This window comes from Paenibacillus amylolyticus (assembly GCF_003719335.1).
In the GTDB taxonomy this organism is placed as follows: Bacteria; Bacillota; Bacilli; order Paenibacillales; family Paenibacillaceae; genus Paenibacillus; species Paenibacillus amylolyticus_D.
The window spans coordinates 39,999-63,046 of record NZ_RIAS01000008.1 but is presented as its reverse complement, the minus strand read 5'-3'; the positions used below and the strand labels follow the sequence as shown (position 1 = coordinate 63,046).

Sequence of the window (23,048 nt, the reverse complement as noted above, 5' to 3'; positions counted from 1 at the left end):
TTATCGTTCATCGTATGGTTCAGTTCTTGGTTGGATTCAGGAGATAACGTTCGGTGACTTCGGCAACCTGAACAAGATCTTCCTGCCCCCAAACTTCGGATTCAGTGGAGTTCACATTGAATGTGTTCAATGGATCATAGTCAGTCCATGTATCTGTTTCCACGGCCGTCAGTCCCTGATCTTGCATCATAAGTGCATGTTCGGTTAATGCCTCCACACCTTTAACGGTGAGCATATATTTTCCGCGGGAAATACGTTCAAACCAGCCGTAATAGTTTTTCTGCAAAATAGCTGCCGCTGAGCCTACACCTGTCTGACGGGCAAGTGCCGCCGGTGAAGATTCACCACTAGACCTTAGTGCGGCGGCGACACGTATAGCCTTTTCGCGATAAGCCGTCATCAGCTCGCGGCCTGTACTGCCCCCTGTATTATAATCGCCGCTCCGTTCATCGAATTCCTTCAGCAGGCGCTGGCGGCGTATCCCGCTCTTACGGGCTACCGGGCGGGATCGCACAGTGCCCGATATCGCAGCGGGTTCGCATAATACATCAATCAGAGGTGCTTTGGTTTTGTAAAAGGTGACCGTCAATAGTCCCAGGCCGAGCTGCCTGCACAGTGTTGTTAACTCGCTCCAGCGCTGATTGACCGCTCCGCGTTTACTTCGGTTGCGCTCCACAGCCAGATAAACGAGTGGGCTGATTTTCAGGCGTTGCAAGCCTTGCAATAGCAAAGACAGGTTAAACGTTTTTTTCATCTCGACAATAAGGGGGTCCGTCTGATCTGCCTTGATGCCGACCAGGTCACAGTGCTTAACCTCTGCTTTGATATCGAAGCCGCGCTGTTCAAAAAAAGTTTTGACAGGGGAATACAGCTCCGTTTCATATTGTATAGCCATGCTCTTTACTCCTCTCCCGAAGTGCTCTGCCTGCCTTCCGCCGCATTGTCCGGTTTCCATCATTAGAACCTTCATTATAGCATATTCATGCTTTTTTTTCTGAGGTCACAAGATGTCTGATAGAACAGCATATACGTAAAATTCAGGGTCAAGGTTTGAAAAAAAGAGGTCAACTTATCCAAATTGCCGCATAGGTATGTAATACACTTTTCACATCCATACAAGACCATTGAAACTAAGGTAGCGGGACTAAGCCGGACCGCAGAAGGGTATTCAAGCAGGAGCTGCAACTCTATTGATTTCTTCATACCATTCGGAATGGTTGACAATCACACTAAAGGAGCCATGGGAGGTACCAAGCATGAATATTTTTGAACGCGTTGCGGAATATCAGGCAGAGAGTGACCGTTTGTCATGGAACGGAACATTTGAAGATTATATTGCACTGCTGAGAGAGGACCCGACTCCGGCAATGACGGCTCACGCACGAGTGTATCAGATGATTGAATCGTTTGGGGTAGAAGAGGTGGGGGGACACAAGCGGTACAAATTTTTCGAGCAGGAGATCTTCGGACTGGATCGTTCCATTGAAAAACTGGTGGAGGAATATTTTCATTCGGCAGCGCGCCGCTTGGATGTACGCAAACGGATCTTGCTACTGATGGGACCGGTCAGCGGTGGTAAGTCTACCCTGGTGACGTTGCTGAAGCGGGGGCTGGAGCAGTTTTCACGTACAGAAAAAGGGGCAGTGTATGCTATTGAGGGATGCCCGATGCATGAGGAGCCGCTTCATCTCATTCCACTGGAGCTTCGGCCTGACGTGGAGAAAGAGATCGGTGTACGCATTGAGGGCAATCTCTGCCCATCGTGCCAGATGAGACTTCGCACCGAGTATGGTGGGGACATCAGTAAGGTTCGGGTGGAACGAGTCATCATCTCGGAAGATAATCGGGTGGGGATTGGTACCTTCAGTCCGTCAGACCCGAAATCTCAGGATATTGCTGATCTGACAGGCAGCATCGATTTCTCGACGATTACCGAATTTGGATCGGAATCGGATCCACGGGCGTATCGGTTTGACGGAGAACTGAATAAGGCCAACCGTGGTTTGATGGAGTTCCAGGAGATGCTGAAATGTGACGAAAAATTTCTGTGGAACCTGTTATCCCTGACACAGGAAGGCAATTTTAAAGCAGGCCGGTTCGCACTAATCAGTGCAGATGAAATGATTGTTGCACACACGAACGAATCCGAGTATAAGTCTTTCATTTCTAACAAGAAAAATGAGGCTTTACAGTCGCGGATGATTGTAATGCCGATTCCGTATAACCTGAAGGTGTCGGAAGAAGAGAAAATTTACGCCAAGCTGATTCAGCAAAGTGATATGAAACATGTGCACATTGCTCCGCATGCGCTACGTACAGCGGCGATCTTTTCCATACTTACACGATTGAAGGAAACGAAAAAACAAGGCATGGATCTGGTAAAAAAAATGCGGATGTACGATGGCGAAGAGGTTGAAGGCTATAAAGAAGCCGATCTGCGAGAAATGCAAAATGAATATTTGGACGAGGGCATGTCCGGTATCGATCCACGGTACGTGATTAACCGGATATCCAGCGCTTTGATTAAGCAAAACCTTCAGTGCATTAACGCGCTGGATATCCTGCGTGCGATCAAGGATGGGCTGGATCAACACGCGTCGATTACAAAAGAAGAACGAGAGAGGTACCTAAACTTTATCGCTCTGGCACGTAAAGAGTATGATGAACTTGCGAAGAAGGAAGTGCAGAAAGCTTTTGTATATTCGTTCGAAGAGTCAGCCAAAACGTTGTTTGAAAATTATTTGGATAACATTGAAGCATTCTGCAACTGGTCCAAAATACGTGATCCGTTGACTGATGAAGAGATGGACCCGGATGAGCGGCTGATGCGTTCCATTGAGGAACAGATTGGTATCTCCGAAAATGCGAAGAAAGCGTTCAGGGAAGAAATTCTGATTCGGATCTCGGCATACTCTCGTAAGGAGCGCAAGTTTGAATATAGCAGCCATGATCGTCTGCGGGAAGCCATTGAGAAAAAGCTGTTCGCTGATCTCAAGGATATCGTCAAGATTACAACCTCAACGAAAACACCGGATGCCACACAATTGAAGCGCATGAATGAAGTCATCAAACGTCTTATCGAAGAGCATGGATATACGGCTGCAAGTGCCAATGAATTGTTAAGATACGTGGGAAGTTTGCTTAACCGCTAACCTGCTACACCATTCCGAATTAGGTCCTGAAGATTTGTTGTGAGGCTCCTTCGCAACAGATTCAGGGCCTTTTTATATTAAAATAAGTCATTTATTATAAATATTTTACAATTTAATATAATTAATCCCACATTAAATAGTTCTTAGGGTATATGTGTGTTTAGGTAGTTTAGTCTATAATCAATTAAAATTGTTTTAATTTTGGGTTGAAAAGTGGATAAGGAGTTGATCTGATCGGATATGAGTAGCATTTCGGCAGAAAGGCAAAAACAACTGGATTATGTGGGGTTAACTGCACAAGATTTGAGACTACTTGCTGATCATCGGCCTGTCTTCGAAAAAGTGGTTGAAGATGTGGTGGACCACTTTTACAAACATGTGGGGAAGTACCCGGAATTAACGGAGCTGATCGCCCGATTTTCCAATATTGAACGATTGAAGGAAACACAACGGATGTATTGGTTGTCCATGACAGACGGCATTGTGGATGATGCATATATTGAACAGCGGATCACGATTGGATTAGTTCATTCGCGCATTGGACTGACAACCAACTATTATCTCGGTGCTTACATGGCCTATCTGGACATCGCTACCACCATATTTAAACAGCTTGCCCCGGATTCGTGGCACTACGTCATACATGCACTAAGCAAAATGTTCAATCTGGATTCGCAGCTCGTTCTGGAAGCTTATGAAAAAAAAGAAAAAGAGCAGCTTCACCAGCTCGCTGCAGATCAGGATGATACACTGCAAGCGATCACACAAATTACACAGGAGCTCACCGGTATGATTACGGAATTAAATGAAAATGCATTATCCATCTCCGCTGTAGCGAAGGAAACGGTTGTTTCCCAGGATCAGGCGCATGTGCTTCTGGAAGAGTTAACTGGAGGAATGCAGCAGATTGAAAAAATGGGTGAGCTGATTCGTGAAATTTCGGATCAAAGTCACCTTGTTGGCCTGAACGCTGCAATTGAAGCGGCGCATGCCGGAGAGTTTGGACGTGGATTTGAAGTGGTTGCAAGTGAAGTACGCAAGCTGGCGGCAAGCTCCAGAGATGCGCAAAGCAAAATTCAATTTAATCTGAATCAGATTATGGAAATATTAAAAAGAGTGCAGCAGGAGTCTGAGCGTACTTCGAGCGGGGCGCGAAGTCAGGCCGCACGTTCATCCGAGCTTGCCGTTTTTGCGACAGCGATGGAGAAACTTGCAACGGATTTGAGGAAGCTGTAGCAGTAACGTGAACGCGGATGCACCAGGAACCTTCCATACCGTTTCCGGTTGTAATAAGCTATAATGGGTAGACAAACCTGCTGTTGTTATAGATAATATAGCCGGAGACAGGCGATTTAAGAAGAGGTCGAGGTGATAAGATGGCTTCTATCCATGATGTAGCCAAAGAAGCGGGGGTATCTGTTGCAACCGTTTCCAAAGTATTGAACGACTATCCGGACGTTAGCGAAAAAACACGCAAAAAAGTAAATATAGCTATCGAACTATTAAAATATCAACCCAATGTAGTCGCTCGTGGACTGGTTAAACGCCGTTCATGGACAGTGGGGGTACTGCTTACCGTTCCGTTTACGAATCCGTTTGTATCCGAGTTACTTGAAGGTATCAAAACAGCTTTGGAAAATAGCGGTTATGATCTTGTTCGATTATCAACTCGATTTGATGACCCTACATATTCTTTCATCAAGCACTGCCGTAGCCGAAATGTGGATGGCGTTGTTGTCTTCGGGGAAGGCCGGGAAAACAAAAGCATTCAGGAACTGGTTTCAGCAGAGATTCCAACGATGTTCATTGATACCGATCTGTTTGGCAAACGTGCAGGTTACATTACGACAGACAATGTAAATGGTGTTGCTATGGCAGTGAAGCATCTGCATGAGCTAGGGCATCGCAAGATTGCCTACATATCAGGTACACTGGGACCTGCGGTAGCTAACCTTCGTTTAGATGGATACAAGGAAGGGCTTCGTTTATGCGGCATTCCTTATGCAACGATCTATCTGGAAGTCTGTGACTACTCATTTGATGGCGGTGCCAAGGCAGCTCGGCGTTTGCTGGCTCTTAGGGAACAGCCTACAGGTATCATCTGTGCCTCGGATATGTCTGCTTTTGGCGCAATTCATGAGATTGAGAAACATGGTTTCCGTGTGCCAGAGGATATCTCAGTGGTCGGATTCGACAATACGTATTATGCCGAGGTGTTTAAGCCAGGATTAACAACGGTGAATCAGAATATCTACACCATAGGGATTCGAGCCATTGAATATCTGATTGCGATGATTGAAAATCCTTCCTATACACCTCCTGTCGTGACGGAACCATCAAATTTAATTGTTCGCCAGACGACAGCGCCAGTAAATGAAGTATATCCGGAATTCCCCGCACAGCCATAGGCTGTGCTTTTTTTGTTATTGAATAATACGTTAATATTGCAGTACGAAAGGCATGGACGGTGATCATAAGTATAAAAAGAGGGGGGTGGACACTAAATTTCCATATTTACAGTAAAAGGCACCATGACATAAATTTGATAATGTAACCGCTTACTTAGAAAGTAAAGCAGGTTCCCAAGGGCGTAATCAGGCTCACTTGAGGAGGTTAAGAACCGTGCATTGAAGTTCCTGATTCCATCCGTGCGACGTAATATGTTGCCAGTTGACAGACCAGCAGAGGAAGTCCATGCATGCAGAAGTGTGTTGTGAAATGCCCGATGTTTGACCGCGTTACAGGATGGATGACGAAATTCACAAGGAGGAATTGACGTGCGGGGAAAATGGTTGAGGTTATGCTTGGCAGCAACTCTGATCTTTAGTTTGTTGCCAGGGATCGGAGCAGGAGAACAGAAGGCAAGCGCAGCAAATGCAGGCGACATTTTGTTGTCGCATTCGTTCGAGGATGGCACGACTCAAGGCTGGACAGCACGGGGTGGAGTGACGGTTGACGTGACTGGAGATCAGGCTTACCAAGGTACACGTTCCCTGAAAACAACGGGACGTACGGAAGCCTGGAATGGACCTTCACTTTCATTGTCGGATGTGGTGAACAAGAATGCTGTCGTTGAAATATCTGGTTATGTGAAACTGGTTGCAGGTTCAGCACCGGCTAATCTGAAATTCACCGTGGAGCGCCGTGATGGCAACGGGGATGCACAATATGATCAGGTTAACGCAGCCGAGCAAGTAACCGATCAGAAATGGGTGAAGCTGCAAGGGCAATATAGTTATGAACAAGGCAGTGGCCCGCAACTGTATTTGGAGAGCACGGATGCAACAGCTGCTTATTTGTTAGACGAGTTCCAGATCCGGCTTGTTAAACCTGCTCCAGAGAATCCAGGTGAACCGGGAGAACCGGGCAAAGCTTTGTTTAACGCTGATTTTGAAGATGGGAATATCGGAAAATGGAAGCCTCGCGGTACTGAAAAGCTGGAGGTAGTCAGCGGCTTCGGACACAATAGTAACCGCAGTTTGAAAACCTCATCCCGAACGGAAACCTATCATGGACCGCTGGTAGAGGTGCTGCCTTACTTGCAAAAGGGAAGTACAGTTCATGTCTCCTTCTGGGCGATGTATGATGAAGGGCCTGCAACACAGGTGATCAACGGCTCATTGGAGAAGGAATTTAATGGTGACGCAACCAAGCTGGAATATGCGACATTTGCTTCCACCACGCTGAATAAAGGCCAGTGGAAGAAGATCGAAGCGGATATCATCGTGCCAGCAGAAAGCACGGGTGTAAGCGGATTGCGGATATACGCCGAGACACCGTGGAAGCAGTCTTCTGAAGTGACAGAGACAGACACGATTCCGTTCTACATTGATGATGTTCAGATTACAGCGACGGAAGCGATCGCAATTGAGAAGGATATCCCGGATTTGGCAAAAACGCTGGGTACATCTTATGCTCTTGGCGCAGCGATTGACCAAACGGCTTTAGATCCACAAGATCCGCACTCGGATCTGCTTAAGAAACATTTTAAAAGTATTACTGCGGGCAACTTCATGAAAATGGATGCCATGCAGCCGACGGAGGGCAATTTCGTCTGGTCTGAAGCAGACCGGCTCGTTAACTTTGCTGCAGCGAACAATATGGAGGTCAGAGGTCATACATTGCTCTGGCACAGTCAAGTGCCGGATTGGTTCTTTACCGATCCAAATGATCCATCAAAGCCGGCTACGCGTGAGCAACTTCTGAAACGTATGAAAACACATATTCAAACGATTGTGAGCCGTTACAAGGGCAAAGTGCATACGTGGGATGTTGTCAATGAAGTCATCTCGGATGGCGGTGGTCTGCGTGATCAGGCGAGCAATTCGAAATGGCGGGATATCATTGGCGATGTAGACGGCGACGGAGATGACAGTGATTATATTGAACTGGCTTTCCGTTATGCACGCGAGGCTGATCCTGACGCGGTACTGGTGATCAATGATTACGGTATTGAAGGCAGTGTCAGCAAAATGAACGACATGGTTAAACTTGTGGAGAAATTGCTTGCTAAAGGTACACCGATTGATGCCATCGGTTTTCAAATGCATGTGTCGATGTACGGACCGGATGTAAAACAAATTCGCGAAGCGTTCAACCGGGCGGTTGCTCTGGGGGTTCACATTCAAGTAACAGAGCTGGATATGTCGATCTATTCAGGGAACTCGGAGCAGGAGAAACCTGTAACGGATGAGATGATGCTGGAGCAGGCTTATCGTTACCGTGCGTTGTTTGATCTGTTCAAGGAGTTTGATGATCGTGGTGTTATGGACAGTGTGACGTTATGGGGACTTGCTGATGACGGCACATGGCTGGATGATTTCCCAGTCAAAGGCAGAAAGGATGCACCGCTGCTGTTTGACCGTAAATTGAAAGCCAAACCTGCTTACTGGGCGCTAGTTGACCCGGCCTCCTTGCCTGTATATCGAAATGAATGGACGGCCGCACAATCCAAAGTATCTTTGCCAGATGGTAAAGGGCAGGAAGATATTATCTGGGGAGCTGTTCAGGCCAAACCGGTTTCACATGTAATCGAAGGCACAGCAGGGACTACAGGTCAAGTGAAAACATTATGGGATGGGAAAAAACTGAACCTGCGCATTGAAGTCAAAGACGCCACACGTCTGAAAGGCGACCAGGTAGAGGTGTTTGTCAGCCCGGAAGATTTGGCAACGAGCAAGAAAAACCCGACACCGGAAGATGGACAATATGTCTTTCATCGGGATGGCGGCAAAGGCAAAGATCAGAAGCTGTACCAAGTGAAGGAGAATAAATCGGGATATGTTGTCTATGCATCACTGCCGTTCTCCGCAGCTGATCTAGCGGAAGGCAAGGTGTTATCTCTGGATTTCCGCATTACGGATAAACAGCCTAACCATAAAACTTCCGTTATTGTCTGGAACGATACGAATAATCAGCAACCGCAGAAAAAGGAAAGTCGGGGCAAACTTAAGTTAGGTCCTGCATTAAAACAAGTCAAAGTTTCATATGGAACTCCTGTTGTAGATGGTAAGGAAGATAAGCTATGGAAAAAAGCAGTGACCATCACAACGGATGTTAAGGTTGCAGGAGATGCCGGTGCTAAGGCCAAGGCGAAGTTGCTGTGGGATGAAAAGTATCTTTACGTACTTGCTGATGTCAAAGATCCTTTGCTCAGTAAAAAAAGTGCTAATGCACATGAACAAGATTCCATTGAGCTATTCATTGATCTGAATAAAAATCAAACGAGTAGTTATGAGGACGATGATGCCCAGTATCGAGTTAATTTCGATAATGAAACTTCGTTCGGGGGTAATGCCCGTAAAGAGTTGTTCAAATCAAGTGCACGTAAGACGAAGGATGGATATGTGGTGGAGGCAGCTATTCCGCTGGAGAATGTTAACGCTAAGCAAAATAAATGGATTGGATTCGATCTACAGGTGAATGATGACGGTGCTGGGGATGGGAAACGTAGCAGTGTCTTCATGTGGAGTGATCCTTCAGGCAATTCGTACCGCGATACGTCCGGATTCGGTAGTCTGCTACTGATGAAGAAGTAGAATTACTGATCAAGCTTTAGATCAGGATGTTTAATGAAGTGTAACAAATAAGTGACCAGGGTGAAATGCGCTGTGCTTCTGGAAATAAGTGTTGATTTTCAGAGCTGGGACGTTTAGACTATAAACATTCATCATTAGCGGGTTTCATTGTATGCCAATCGGTTTATGACTAAGTCGCTAGTCGCAAAGTCAAATGCTAAGGAGGGAGTGCCTGTCATCCAGGCAGCGCACTCGCTTCTTTTTTTACATTCAACATACATATGAGCATTACCCGGCTGAAAGGACAGAGTGAGTGGAGCACATACATGGCACGTACAATCTACAACTTGTTATTTTATCCTATTTCATTGCGTCGTTAGCCTCTTATGCAGCACTTGATCTTGCAGGCCGTGTATCTTTGACGAGCGGAAGGGCACGTCACTGGTGGGTTGCTTGTGGGGCGATCTCTATGGGACTGGGTATCTGGTCGATGCACTTTGTTGGCATGATCGCTTTTGTGCTGCCTATGCACGTTTCCTATTCCATGGATAAGGTGATCTTGTCCGTTTTGTTAGCTATTTCCGCGTCGGGGGTAGCATTGGAATTCGCAGGTCGCCCGTCCAACCGAATTAGCAAACTTGTTTTTGCCGGATTACTGATGACTGCAGGTATCACCTCTATGCATTATGTGGGGATGGCGGCAATGTCGGTTCCGATTACCTACGAGCCGACTCTTGTAGTGTTATCCGTTCTGATTGCGGCTCTTGCTTCCTATGCGGCGCTGTGGCTAATGTTTTATTTCAATCGTCCGGAATCTAAATATCACTGGATCTACAAAATAGGCAGCGGACTGATCATGGGATTGGCGATTGCAGGTATGCATTACACCGGAATGGCAGCAGCCCATTTTTATCAAGCTCAAGTAATACCTGAGAGTTTAAACAGGCAGGTGGAGTCAGAGGTTCTTGCTTACCTCATTGCAGCGGGAACGTTTGTGACAATTGGTCTCACATTATTCGGTAATTTCATCAATCAACGGATGATCCAGAAAGATCAACGTATTCGTGAAAATGAACAGTGGTATCATGCCCTGTATCATAATCATTCGGATGCCATCGTTTCCGTGGATCGCGAAGGTATCATTAAAGGCATTAACGCTGTAGTCACTACAATTACTGGATATCCTGAGAAAAGGGTGATTGACCGCCCAATTAATCAGATTATTGAGCAGATCAATGTACAGTGTTCGAGTAAGGATAACGCTCACACATGGGACAACCAGGAATTGCAACAGCGGCATTACATGGCGAAAATGAGAAATACACAAAATGAACTTCTTGATCTGAGTATTGCGGTCATTCCAGTCATCATTGATGACACCCATGTCGGGAGCCATATCTTGATTAAAGATATTACAGAAGAGACCCAGGCACAGCAAAATATTCGGCATCAAGCTCTGCATGATCCACTTACAGGGTTGCCTAATCGACGTAAGCTGGATGAAGTGCTGGCTTCTACGATACAAGTCTGTGAACAAAAACAGCATAAGTTTGCTGTACTGGTCATGGACATTGACCGGTTTAAGATGATTAATGACTCTCTGGGACATTCCATCGGGGATGTGTTTCTGAAAGAAGTGAGTAGCCGAATTGTAACCGTAATTGAAGCTTCTCATCCTCAGGCAAACTCTAATGTTACGCTAGCCCGAATGGGCGGGGATGAGTTTACAATGGTAGTCACTGGAGAACAAGCGGATGAGAAACAAGTGGTTCGACTTGCAGAAAAAATTGTGGAAGCGATTAAGCAACCTTATCGTTTGAAGGAAAATGATTTTTACGTTACAGCAAGTATCGGTATTGCCATGTACCCTGAACATGGGGCAGGAACAGATGCTTTGATTAAACATGCGGACTCCGCCATGTACGAAGTCAAGAAAAATGGCAAGAACGGTTACCAGTTCTATACGGCTCAGCTCGACTCTGAACTTTATGAACGGATTGAGCTCGAAGGTTATTTAAGGAAAGCACTGGAGCGTAATGAGATGGTACTGTACTATCAGCCGCAGATTCGTACGCTGGACAGCCGAATGATCGGGGTAGAGGCTCTGATTCGCTGGCAACATCCGCTTAAAGGGCTGCTTGCACCCGATGTATTTATCCCGCTGGCCGAAGAGACCGGCATGATCTATGATATTGGTAACTGGACGATTCGTGAAGCCTGCAGACAGATGAAGCTTTGGCACGCTAGCGGCGGGCCTCTGATCCCGGTGTCAGTGAACTTGTCCAGCCAGCAATTTCACCAGTCGAATCTGGTGGAGCAGGTGCAGAATGCTTTAACTGAGACAGGTCTGGAAGCCAAATATCTGGAACTGGAAATTACAGAGAGCATGATGATGGATGCAGCGGTGTCCACGGCGATTCTAAACGAGCTGTCCGCTTTAGGTGTGAAGATCAGTCTGGACGACTTTGGTACGGGATACAGCTCGTTGAGTTATCTGAAGCATTTCCCGATCCACAAACTCAAGATCGACCGCTCGTTTGTTACGGATATCACCGAAAGCCACAGCGATCAGGCGATCGTAGCCACAATTATCTCGATGGCCCAGAATCTTAAGATGGAAGTGATCGCAGAAGGTATTGAGACCAAAGGCCAGCTCGATATTTTGATGCAAAATGATTGTCGGGAGATTCAGGGTTACTATTTCAGCAGGCCCTTACCAGCCAATGAAGTGGAAAACAATTTCTTTGTACCCCTGCGTTTGCTGGGGGAACGTAACACGGTGTTTCATTCGGTATAAACGGCCAAGAGGCAAGTTCCTGAGTAGTATCTGGAACTTGCCTCTTTTTTCGTTTTTCATGATATATCCGAACTTCGTCACTCCCGCCTATAAAAACTTGCGATGGTGCTTTTTGCCGTCATAGGTGAACCAGATCGGTTTATCCTCCACACGGGTCTCCACGTGCACCGTACGTCCCCAGAGACGGTACAGATACGGGAGCGTGCGCTCCATGTATTTCAGATCCAGCTCGATGCCCTCATACTGATGCTTCAACACGAGTTCGCCAGTACGCAGGTAGTCTGCATCCTGTACGACCAAATACGGAGAGCCGCCGTTAATGCGGGAAAATACAAGCTGGTCGCGGATATTTTCCCAGGACTTGTCGGTGATTTTCCAGTCCGGGCCTTTTTTCTCGAACACGTAGAGGTCGAGATCCTCGGTTAACTTTTTGGTCATGTAGTTACGGATGAACGAGGTATCCGAGTCGAACTCGCGCACCTCGAACATTTTGGCCCGACCCTGCCCAGGCTGACGTCCCCATCGTTCCTGTTCCTCGCGCGTGGGGTGATCCCAGCGGCGTTCGATATCTTCAAAAATTTTCAGTCCCAGGTAATATGGGTTCAAACTTTGCTTGGACGGCTGCACGACGGAAGAATTCAGCTTGGCAAATTCGATGGTATCCTCACTACTCAGGTCGAGTTCGCGTATAATGCGTTGATGCCAATACGAAGCCCAGCCTTCGTTCATGATTTTCGTTTCCATCTGAGGCCAGAAATAGAGCATTTCCTCTCGCATCATACTCATAATATCCCTTTGCCAATCGGTAAGCACCTCGGAGAACTCTTGGATGAACCACATAATATCCTTCTCCGGCTCCGGTGGAAAATGATGTACCTGCAAACTATCCGTAGGTTTTTCTTCGGTCTGCAGATGATCGAGCGACCACAGGTCGTCATATTGACCTTCCGGTTTAGGCGCTTTTTCACCACGCTGTTCGCGGATCTTCATCTCCATATAACGTTGTTTGTCTAGATGCCGCGGTTTGATGAGCTGTGGGTCTACATGCTCCTGAATAGCGATCACTGCATCGATGAAGGCTTCAACCGCTTCAGTGCCATATTCCATCTCATAGTTACTGATCCGATCCGCCGTGGCGGCCATACTTTCGACCATATTGCGATTGGATTTGGAGAAGCGGGCATTGTTTTTGAAAAAGTCGCAGTGTGCGAGTACGTGAGCGACGATTAATTTGTTCTGAATCAGAGAGTTGCCGTCCAGCAGGAAGGCGTAGCAGGGGTTGGAGTTGATAACGAGTTCATAAATTTTGCTCAGGCCAAAATCATATTGCATTTTCATCTTGTGAAACGTTTTGCCAAAGCTCCAGTGGCTGAACCTTGTTGGCATGCCGTAAGCACCAAAGGTGTAGATGATATCCGACGGGCAGATCTCGTAGCGCATCGGGTAATAGTCGAGGCCGAATCCATCGGCAATCTCCATAATTTCAGCAATGGCGTATTCCAGTTCGCGGATCTCATCGGTCATCCCAGGCTGCCTCCTTCTCTTTTTTGAAAAAAGCTGCGGAGTGCTTTGTACACTTCGCCTTTTTCTTTGATGACGTAATACATAAACTGATCCATTTTAATATGGCGATAGGCGGACATGAGTGTGCTGCTGCGGTTGTACTGGTTCACCTCACCGTAACCAAACATGTTGCTGCGCTTCATCAATTCGCCGATCAGCTTCACACACCGCTCATTATCGGAGGTTAGGTTATCGCCATCCGAGAAATGGAACGGGTAGATGTTGTAGCTGGAAGGCGGATAACGCTTATCGATAATATCCAGTGCTTTCATATATACAGAGGAGCAGATCGTACCGCCGCTCTCGCCGCGAGTGAAAAACTCCTCTTCCGTTACTTCTTTGGCTTCCGTGTGGTGAGCCAGAAACACAATTTCGACTTTCTCGTACTGACGACGAAGGAAACGCGTCATCCAGAAGAAAAAGCTGCGGGCACAATATTTTTCAAATGATCCCATCGACCCGGATGTATCCATCATGGCGATAATGACCGCATTGGACTGTGGAATAATTTTGTCTTCCCACGTCTTGTAACGGAGATCATCCGGACTGATGTGATGAATGCCTGGATTGCCTGTTGTTGCGTTGCGGCGCAGGTTCTCCAGTATGGTTCGTTTCTTATCGATGTTGGACTGCATGCCTTTTTTGCGGATATCGTTGAAGACCACGGTATGTGTCTCAATTAAATCTTTGTCCTTTTGTTTCAGATCCGGCAATTCCAGTTCAGCGAAGAGAATATCTTCCAATTCCTCGATGCTGACCTCAGCCTCCACGATGTCATGACCCGGTTGATCGCCAGCTTTTTCGCCTTTGCCTGGCTTCTGTGATGCAGGATCACGGCCAATGACATCGCCAACTTGGCTGTCACCGTCCCCCTGACCGACATGCTTTTGCTTTTGGTAGTTATACACAAAGCGGTACTCATCCAGACTCCGGATGGGTACCTTGATGATTTGTTGTCCATCGGACATGATAATATTTTCTTCGGTGATCAGATCAGGCAGATTTTGCTTAATGACATCTTTCACCTTTTGCTGATGGCGCTGCTGGTCCTGGTACCCTTTGCGGTGAAGCGACCAATCTTCCCGGGATACGACGAACGAGTAAGGCTGGTGTGAATTTGACATGTAGGCACCCCCCATTGATTACGCGGCACAGTTTGGCCTGTCGGTAATTAAGTATATTCACGGGCGGGGACGATATGTGATGCGATCTCAACTAAAATGAATGAAATACGCTGCACTTGGCTTAGGAGAGGCCGAAGCAGGGTACATGTTTGGATTTTACAAAAATCATGAACATATGTGATATCTTTCCTTTACAATAGAAAAAAGGTCTGATTCTGAGCATCGAACCCTGATGCATGTAAAGGAAGGATTAAGTGTGGATAAACGTGCAGTAAAAGCCTGGATTATGTATGACTGGGCCAATTCAGCTTATGCAACAACCGTGCTTGCGGCGGTGCTTCCTGTATTCTATGCTTCTGTTGCTACGTCAACACTGGATAAGGATACGGCAGCTTCTTACCTTGCGTATACACACTCTATTGGAATGTTGTGTGTGGCGCTGTTAACCCCGTTGCTAGGAACACTGGCTGATCTATCGGGACGAAAAGGGGAATTCCTGCGAGTATTTGCAATCACAGGGATTGTGGCAACGCTCGGATTCAGCGTGATCGGAGAAGGAGACTGGTTGCTTGCGTCTACCCTGCTGGTGTTAACCACGATTGGCTTTGCCGGCGGAAATACGTTCTATGATGCAATGTTACCCGATTTAGTTCCTGCAGAACGAAGAGATACGGTATCCTCCAAAGGTTATGCCTACGGATATATCGGAGGGGGGTTACTGCTTGCAGTCAATCTGTTAATGATTCAGCAACCGGGATGGTTCGGCATGCCGAGTACACTTGCAGGTACGCGACTAGCATTTATTTCGGTTTCGCTGTGGTGGTTGCTGTTCTCCCTTCCCATCTTCCGCTATGCACCTAGAAGGCCAGCCTCGCCGGAGTTGCCTTCATCCGTGACAGGTTATGCAAAGGTTGGCGTACGCAGATTACGGCAAACCTTCGGGCAGATCCGGCGTTTTCCACAGTTGCTTCGGATGTTGGTGGCATTCTGGTTTTTCAATGACGGCATTAATACTATTATTCTGATGGCCACAATCTACGGGACAAGCATTGGCATTGGCACATCGGATTTGATGTTGGCGCTGCTAATTACGCAATTCATCGGTTTTCCATGTACACTGCTTCTGGGTGCGTGGGCGCAGCGATGGGGGGCAAAGCAGGTGTTACTGGTAAGTTTAAGTGTCTATATTTGTATCGTTATACTTGGTTACTTTATGACCCAAGCTCTTCACTTTTATCTGCTCGCAGGATTGGTTGGCGTTGTGCAGGGGATTAGCCAATCGACGGCGCGTTCCCTGTTTAGCAATCTGATGCCGGCTGCACGAACCGGTGAGTATTTTGGATTTGTAAACATTACAGGGAAATTCGCTTCGATCTTTGGGCCATTTGTATTTGGTTACGTGGGCCAGATTACAGGTTCGACCCGCTGGGGTATTCTGTCGCTGATTTTCTTTTTTGTAGCAGGCATTGCGGTATTATTAACCGTGAAGGTACAGAAAGGAATGCAAGATGCTCAGTCAGCCGACCAAGAAGAGTTGGAACGGTTGCAAGGCATTGGGGCGGCTGGAAATGGAAAGGATGTTACCTTTACCGGATGAGTTTAGTTAGATTTGTTTAGGTTAGAGTTGCTTAGGTTAGTTAGGTAAGATTTAGATTGGTATGGTATGTGTGTCGTATCTGTTATTGTTTTATCTCGGTCTCTGGATTCTGTTCATCTCATAACAGGATCTGGAGGCCTTTTTGCATGGTTACGTACTTAGATCATGGGCAAGCGAATAAAGTATGAAAAGGTGAAAATAAAAGATTGACATGATACATTTTGTATCATAGAGTAAAGGTATAAATACATATTGTATCTCAGAGTGTCGAAATCCCCTGTCATTTCCAAGGTAAATGATCATCCGGTCGATCCGATCCCACGGCATATTTTATAAATTTACAGAGGAGAGGCTGCCATTGATAGATACGCAAGGAAACGGACTTGTCTTTTTATTATGCATTCCCCGTAGTGGCAGTTCGTTATCTACTGTTATGCTACAAAATCATAGTCGTATATTTGCCACACAGGAGATGTGGTTTCTGATGAATCTCGTCGATTTGTCCAAAGCCGACTCTCGCGCTTACGGTGGCAGTTCCATCATCCGTCAATTTTATCAAGCGATGGTGTCCGAAGATGTTTTCGAAAAGGCGTGCAGAAGCTTTGCTCTTGAAATATATAATGGATTTCTGGAAGGGAGCGGAGCAGACTTCATCGTTGATAAATCTCCGCGTTATTATTATATGCTTGAATGGCTGGATCGGTTGTTTCCGCAGTCCAGACGCATTCATCTTCAGCGTAACCCCCTTTCTGTAGCGGCATCCTTTAAAAAAGTAAATCGCCATACCGGCGAAGGTTTTGATCTGATCCAGAGTCTGAATCATTCAAAACTCAATATGAAAGCCGTAGACCTGACACTTGGGCTAACGCGATTAAATGATTATTTTGCAGAGGCTCATCCTTTGGCCTACGAATTGAAGTATGAGCAACTTGTCATGAAACCACAGGAAGAACTGGAGAAGTTATGTGCTTTTCTAGGCATTACTTATGAACAAGGCATGGAGCGGTATGGTCAGTTTGTTGATAGTACGAAAGCTGACATGTTCTATAGTATGGGCGTCGGGGACCCCTTCCTTTCATCACATCAGGAGGCACATCAGGATTCTGTTAACAACTGGAAAAATATACTCGAACGGCGAGAAGTTGAACTGTATTGCCGTGTACTTGGTGCGAACCTGTTCCACCGGATGGGGTACAGCGAACAGCTGCAGGAAGCTGAAGATTGGACGGGAGTCCAGTTTCAGGCAGAGCCGGATGCGGAGATATTGGAGCGGCTCAAGCAACAGTTAGTACTGGCAACGGAGTGTCGTTGGCAACCGAATTACCGCATGGAAGCGCCGATGAATGGCGACAAAGATTGGTCTCCTGCGAGTAGCGGTAGTGAGGGACACGAAACCGCAAAGATGGACCCTGCACTAGCCGCTATGGCCACGATCAGACAGTTACAGGCAGCTCTTCGCGCAGCGGATCAGCGGCTGGAACGTGGGTATACGGAGCGGGAACGATTGAAGAAACAGCTGCACGCTGCCCACAGCAAATTGCAGCGAATTAAATCATGGATACCATTTGGTCATCGAATTAGCGCCTGGGCATCCCAGCGCAAAATCGTTCGGGGAGGAAAGTCATGAGCGCTATAGCTGGAATCGTACATAAAGAAGGTCAGCAAGCGCTATGGGAGGACAGCTGGCGACTCTATGCAAGTCTTGGGCATATCCCGGCAGATACAACGGGGGTATGGAAAGGGGATGAGGCGTTCCTCAGTTGCCATGCTCAGTGGATTACGCTGGAGTCCGTGAACGAGAAATTGCCTCTGTATGATGAAGAAAGTCAATTGACCATCACTTCAGATGCCATTTTGGATAACCGTGAGCAATTGGCCGATCAGTTGCAGATTTCACGAGCAGAGCTGGCTGGACTGGCGGACAGCGAACTGATTCTGCGCGCGTATCGGCGCTGGGGGGAAGATGTAGCCAGTTATCTACTAGGGGACTTTGTATTTGCGATCTGGGATGAACGCCGCCGCATGTTGTTTGCTGCCAGGGATATCACGGGCATGCGGGCATTTTATTACCGACATGACGGTTCACGATTTGCTTTCTGTACGTTGATGAAGCCATTGCTTGAACTGGGAGGGGTACAGAAGGCACTCGACGAAAACTGGTTATCCGAATTTTTGGCCATTCCTGACATGCATGATTCGGCTGATATTCATTCCACAGTGTATCGCGGAGTGAATCAGTTGCCCTCTGCGCATACGCTGACGTTTCGAAACGGGAAGATTGAACTCAGGCAATATCATCGCTGGGATGATGTAGAACCGCTTCGACTCAAATCGGATGATGAATATGTAGAAGCTTTTCGTGAGGTGTTTAGCCAAGCCGTAGGTTCGCGCTTACGGACGCATAGACAGGTTGCAGCGGCATTAAGTGGTGGACTGGATTCAGGGGCTGTTGCCGGTTTTGCTTCCGGAACGCTCCGGAGTCAGGGGAAGCAGCTTCAAGCTTACAGCTACGTGCCTGTTCCGGATTTTACGGACTACACGTCAAAAACGTTACTAGCAGACGAGCGACCATTTATTCGTTCCACCATTAATCACGTAGGCAATATCTCGGAAAACTATCTCGATTTTGAAGGACGTAGTCCTCTCAGTGAAGTGGATACGTGGCTGAACATGATGGAGATGCCTTATAAATACTTTGAAAATTCATTCTGGATCCGTGGATTTTATGAAAAAGCGAGTGAGCAGGATGCCGGCATTTTGCTGACAGGCGCACGTGGCAATTTTACGATCTCATGGGGACCTGCACTTGATTATTACGCTAGTCTACTGAAAAGTGGCCGATATTTCCGCTGGCTCCGTGAGATGCAACAGTACAGCGAACGAACAGGGATGGCATTCTCACGCATCGCCCGGATCACAGGCCGTAAAGCGTTCCCAGACTGGTTCAAAGGAAATAACAAGGGGACAGCTCAGCCTGCAGGAGCACAACTGATTCATCCAGATCTGGCCCGGAGAACAGGCGTGCTGGAGCGACTTAAATCCATCCTTGTACTCCAGGGCGGTGCCCGAGCCGATGCACTACAGGTGCGAGCCGACAAGTTCAACAATCTAGCGATCGCGAATAAAAATGGGGCCGTCGCCACCAAATGTTCCCTTCGTTACCGGGCATGGGAACGCGATCCCACAAGTGATCCAAGAGTGATCCGATTTTGTCTCTCCGTACCGATTGAGCAGTATGTAAGACAGGGAACGGATCGTTCACTCATTCGCCGAGCTACATCACCGGAATTGCCGGACAAAGTGAGGCTTAATCAGCGTGTACGGGGCGTACAGCCTGCGGACTGGCTACACCGTATTTTGCCTGACTGGCAGACGTTTACCTCGGAACTGCATACCTTGTGTTCTGACAGTCAGGTTGCCGGCATATTAAACACGGATCGGATTAAATCAGCTCTGGCTAATTTTCCAAGTCCCAGGCCCGAACTGGCATCCCATCCAGATTTGCGTTTGATGATGCACAGTTTAATTGTGTACCGCTTTATTCAGAAGTTTTGATCCAAGGCAAAGGTATATGCTCTTGAAAGGAGGTGAAAACGATGCAAAACGAAAAAAAGGAATGGCAAGCACCCGTTCTTGAAGTGTTGGACGTGAATGAAACGATGGCAGGGGTAGGATACAGACAAATCGACTGGATCACTGTCCACGATGCCGACATGTACGATCCAACGTCCTAATTTTGTAGTTTCCCCAGCTAGTTCATACTTAAAGGGCGGAAATGCAACCGATCAGCCTTTTCGCCTCCGCCCTAATATTGAGCTTATGAATATCAGGGCTTTTTTTCATATCTATAAAATGAATGAAGGAGGTACGCTTTCGTGTTGCCTGTGCACTATGAAGCTTATGGTTTACGCTGGTTGAGTCACATTCTGATGCCTGAGTTGCAACGTGCACCTATGGATGTCGAAACGAAGCAGGTTGTAGCTGATGTGCAGATCGAGTCTTTCGATCTGACAGCGTTGTGGGAGAGTTGGGAGGTTGGCAGCGACAATTTTGTAGCGCGGGACGGTTGTCTTTTTTTCAGAATCGAAGATACGGGTCTGTTTTTAATGGAGCATGGCAAGAGAATCGTTGTCTCCACAGTGTCTGGGGCCGATCCGAAAAAAGTCAGGCTGTTTATCCTCGGGACATGCATGTCCGTGATTATGATGCAGCGTGGTATTCTTCCTCTGCACGGAAGCGCAGTTGTTATTGATGGTTGGGCTTACGCGTTCGTTGGGCATTCTGGCGCAGGAAAGTCTACGTTGTCAGCAGCACTGGCCTCACGTGGGTATCCTCTCCTCACCGATGATGTGGTAGCCTTGACCTGGGACGCTGGAGGAAGAGCCATCGTATCGCCCGGGTATCCGCAGCAGAAGTTATGGCAGCCCAGTCTGGAGGGATTCGGCATGAAGCAGCAGGATTATGCAACGGTGCATGCTGAAATTACGAAATACGCCATACCGGTTCAGCACTACTTCCACGAGAGGGCTGTTCCACTTGGAGGAATCTACGAACTTGTACCTGAGCCGGACCAGGAATCTGGTTCTGTGCATTTGCAGGAGGTAAGTGGTCTGGAACGTCTGCACTTGCTCTGCTCTCATACCTTTCGAGGTGGACTGGTGAATCGCCAAGGACTCGCCCAATGGTTGTTTGAAACAGCATCAAGACTTTCAGCCAGTGTGGAGATTAACAGGATTAGCAGAACGGGGCACCATTTTACAGCATTTGAAATGGTGGATCGGATCATTAATCATATACGCAAAGGAGTGCATATAGAATATGACAGCAATTACACCTATCGATGCGAATGACGTCGTAACCCGGAAGGATGGCAACTTAGTCAGTGATATGGGTGGCGAAAAGGTGATGATGAGCATCAGTTCCGGGAAATATTACAATCTGGGAAGTACAGGCGGACGAATCTGGGAACTGATTGCAGAAGAGAGAACGCTGAATGACTTGATCGAGACGCTTGCTTCAGAATATGACATTCAGGCGGAACAATGCCGTGAACAGGTTGTGGCTTTTTTGGAGCATCTCTCACGTGAAGGTTTAATCCATATTTCCCGCGGAGTGTAAGAACATGTTTCGTAAAGTGAAGTCGTATTTCTCGCTTCCAGGTACGATAAGGCGTTTGGTATGGGAAGCTTATATCCTGCTGGCATGGGCGAGAATGCAAAAGGCAAGGCCGTTTGCTAAAATTGCTCCGGGGCTGGGTACACCTATGGTCGAAACACCTGTAACTGGATTGAATCGCACCCAAGTGACTGAAATAAGGAACATATCAAAAGCTATTTTGCTTGCCAGTAAGTATACGTTATGGGAAAGCCAATGTCTTGTCATGGCCATAGCTGCAATGAAAATGCTGGAACGACGTAATATCGCAAGTACGTTATATATGGGCACTGCACGGAATAAGCAAGGACAACTGATGGCACACGCCTGGCTGCGAAGTGGGAAGCTGATCGTGACTGGAGCAGATACGATGGATCAATATACGGTCGTCGGCGTGTTTGGCAAACGATGTCCTGAGAAGGGATCTGGGGAGATTGTCTATGACACATGAAACTGAACTGTATTCCACAGGGTTTCCGAAGGAGCTCAAGCTAATCTTGAGCCTGCTTAGAGATGATCTGGCAGATCTAACTTCCGAGGAGATCAGGGGCCGGCTGCACGAGATAGATTGGCCACTTTTTTTACAGCTTGTGGTCCATCATCGTCTGTATTCTGTCATTTATGTGAAATTAAAAATGCTGGATCTGCCGTCAATTCCCGAAGCGGTTGTAGAGAGCCTAAAACAGCAGTACACGATCAATACCTTCCGTATGTTACATTTAACAGCCGAGATGGAGCAAGTGTGCGGAGCATTTCGGGAGCGTGGAATTCGCACGATTACACTGAAAGGGCCTGCTCTGGCTCATGATTTGTACGGCGATGTGTCCATGCGGACTTCGAAAGACCTGGATATTTTGATTCCGGTTCAGAATGTGGAGGAAGCTGGGCGTATTCTTGTCGACCTTGGTTACCAGTGCAAAGAAGGGGAAAGGGCGCTTACCGTTCGTAGCTGGAAGTGGCGGGAGCACCATATCTGTTATGTTCATCCCGTCAAGCGCACTCAAGTGGAGATCCATTGGAGGCTTAATCCTGATTCTGGCCGGGAAACGGAGTTTGAACTGTTGTGGAAACGAAGCCGATTCAGTTCGTATACCCAGACACCTGTACGTATGCTGGAAAGAGAGGATTTATGGGTTTATTTAGTGACGCATGGTGCAAGACATGGCTGGTTCAGACTGCGGTGGTTACTGGATATCGATCAGATGATTCGTACGATGCCGCTCGATATGAAAAAGGTAGAACGTCGTTTGAAAGCAGAGGGGCGTTTATCCATCGGTTCCCAGACACTACATCTCGTTTCGGATCTGCTAAATACCCCACTGGGCGATCCGTATTTATCGATTATGGCTACGCGTGAGCGCACGGGAAAGCGACTGGCGAGAGAAGGCGCGATGTTTATGAACGAAATGTTAGGTAGTCCAGAAGAGCTGCACAAATATCCATCTTATTTATTCTCTCTTCGTAGTACGAGGCAAAAATGGTTTTTCTTTATTGAGCGGTTATATCCAAGTACTTGGGACGTGCATCAATTCCCGCTACCACGTTCTCTGTTTTTTCTGTATTTTCCGTTACGTCCATTTCTCTGGTTCTGGCGGCGCTTCAAAAAAAGCACGATGGCAGAGAGGGGAAAGGTATGATCTCCGA

Annotated in this window: 16 protein-coding genes; 13 read left to right on the top strand and 3 right to left on the bottom strand. The window is 47.2% G+C overall.

Translation table 11 applies throughout. From position 1 onward, the window contains the following. Positions 1-19: 19 nt before the first annotated feature. On the bottom strand, positions 20-895 hold the full coding sequence (locus EC604_RS15425; protein WP_123065019.1) for a DUF2161 domain-containing phosphodiesterase: 876 nt from the start codon (positions 893-895) through the stop codon (positions 20-22). Positions 896-1,256: 361 nt separating this feature from the next. On the opposite strand from EC604_RS15425, the gene EC604_RS15420 reads away from it, so the two are divergent. From EC604_RS15420 to EC604_RS15400, 5 genes are all read left to right on the top strand, one after another. Next, positions 1,257-3,152 carry a PrkA family serine protein kinase gene (locus tag EC604_RS15420; protein ID WP_123065018.1) on the top strand — a complete coding sequence of 632 codons (1,896 nt, stop codon included), beginning with the start codon at positions 1,257-1,259 and terminating at the stop codon, positions 3,150-3,152. Between the two features lie 240 nt (positions 3,153-3,392). Further along, positions 3,393-4,388, top strand: coding sequence for a globin-coupled sensor protein (locus tag EC604_RS15415; RefSeq protein ID WP_123065017.1), 996 nt, complete (start codon positions 3,393-3,395; stop codon positions 4,386-4,388). Positions 4,389-4,528: 140 nt separating this feature from the next. After that, positions 4,529-5,560, top strand: coding sequence for a LacI family DNA-binding transcriptional regulator (locus tag EC604_RS15410; RefSeq protein WP_123065016.1), 1,032 nt, complete (start codon positions 4,529-4,531; stop codon positions 5,558-5,560). 369 nt (positions 5,561-5,929) lie between these two features. Continuing rightward, complete coding sequence (locus EC604_RS15405; protein WP_123065015.1) at positions 5,930-9,190, top strand: endo-1,4-beta-xylanase; 3,261 nt, start codon at positions 5,930-5,932, stop codon at positions 9,188-9,190. Between the two features lie 292 nt (positions 9,191-9,482). Then, positions 9,483-11,966, top strand: a complete 2,484-nt coding sequence (locus EC604_RS15400; RefSeq protein WP_123065014.1) for a bifunctional diguanylate cyclase/phosphodiesterase — start codon at positions 9,483-9,485, stop codon at positions 11,964-11,966. A gap of 87 nt (positions 11,967-12,053) precedes the next feature. Here EC604_RS15400 and EC604_RS15395 read toward each other — a convergent pair whose 3' ends face one another. Both EC604_RS15395 and yhbH read right to left on the bottom strand, forming a co-directional pair. Next, positions 12,054-13,490, bottom strand: a complete 1,437-nt coding sequence (locus EC604_RS15395; protein WP_123065013.1) for a SpoVR family protein — start codon at positions 13,488-13,490, stop codon at positions 12,054-12,056. Next, complete coding sequence (gene yhbH / locus EC604_RS15390; RefSeq protein ID WP_123065012.1) at positions 13,487-14,653, bottom strand: sporulation protein YhbH; 1,167 nt, start codon at positions 14,651-14,653, stop codon at positions 13,487-13,489. Before yhbH ends, EC604_RS15395 begins: the two co-directional genes overlap by 4 nt. A 256-nt stretch (positions 14,654-14,909) precedes the next feature. Between yhbH and EC604_RS15385 the strand changes: the two genes are divergently transcribed. The 8 genes from EC604_RS15385 (at position 14,910) to EC604_RS15350 (ending at position 23,041) form a co-directional block, all read left to right on the top strand. After that, positions 14,910-16,250, top strand: a complete 1,341-nt coding sequence (locus EC604_RS15385; RefSeq protein ID WP_123065011.1) for an MFS transporter — start codon at positions 14,910-14,912, stop codon at positions 16,248-16,250. A 358-nt stretch (positions 16,251-16,608) separates the two neighbouring features. After that, on the top strand, positions 16,609-17,877 hold the full coding sequence (locus EC604_RS15380; RefSeq protein ID WP_123065010.1) for a sulfotransferase family protein: 1,269 nt from the start codon (positions 16,609-16,611) through the stop codon (positions 17,875-17,877). Further along, positions 17,874-19,805 carry an asparagine synthase-related protein gene (locus EC604_RS15375; RefSeq protein WP_123065009.1) on the top strand — a complete coding sequence of 644 codons (1,932 nt, stop codon included), beginning with the start codon at positions 17,874-17,876 and terminating at the stop codon, positions 19,803-19,805. Before EC604_RS15380 ends, EC604_RS15375 begins: the two co-directional genes overlap by 4 nt. Positions 19,806-19,846: 41 nt before the next feature. Further along, positions 19,847-19,984: a paeninodin family lasso peptide gene (locus tag EC604_RS15370; protein WP_123065008.1), complete on the top strand. Its 138-nt coding sequence runs from the start codon at positions 19,847-19,849 to the stop codon at positions 19,982-19,984. Between the two features lie 141 nt (positions 19,985-20,125). After that, positions 20,126-21,100 carry an aldolase gene (locus EC604_RS15365; RefSeq protein WP_123065007.1) on the top strand — a complete coding sequence of 325 codons (975 nt, stop codon included), beginning with the start codon at positions 20,126-20,128 and terminating at the stop codon, positions 21,098-21,100. Next, positions 21,069-21,368 carry a lasso peptide biosynthesis PqqD family chaperone gene (locus tag EC604_RS15360; protein ID WP_123065006.1) on the top strand — a complete coding sequence of 100 codons (300 nt, stop codon included), beginning with the start codon at positions 21,069-21,071 and terminating at the stop codon, positions 21,366-21,368. Before EC604_RS15365 ends, EC604_RS15360 begins: the two co-directional genes overlap by 32 nt. Before the next feature lie 4 nt (positions 21,369-21,372). Next, positions 21,373-21,855 carry a lasso peptide biosynthesis B2 protein gene (locus EC604_RS15355; protein WP_123065005.1) on the top strand — a complete coding sequence of 161 codons (483 nt, stop codon included), beginning with the start codon at positions 21,373-21,375 and terminating at the stop codon, positions 21,853-21,855. Continuing rightward, on the top strand, positions 21,845-23,041 hold the full coding sequence (locus EC604_RS15350; RefSeq protein ID WP_123065004.1) for a nucleotidyltransferase domain-containing protein: 1,197 nt from the start codon (positions 21,845-21,847) through the stop codon (positions 23,039-23,041). Before EC604_RS15355 ends, EC604_RS15350 begins: the two co-directional genes overlap by 11 nt. The last annotated feature ends 7 nt before the right edge of the window (positions 23,042-23,048 follow it).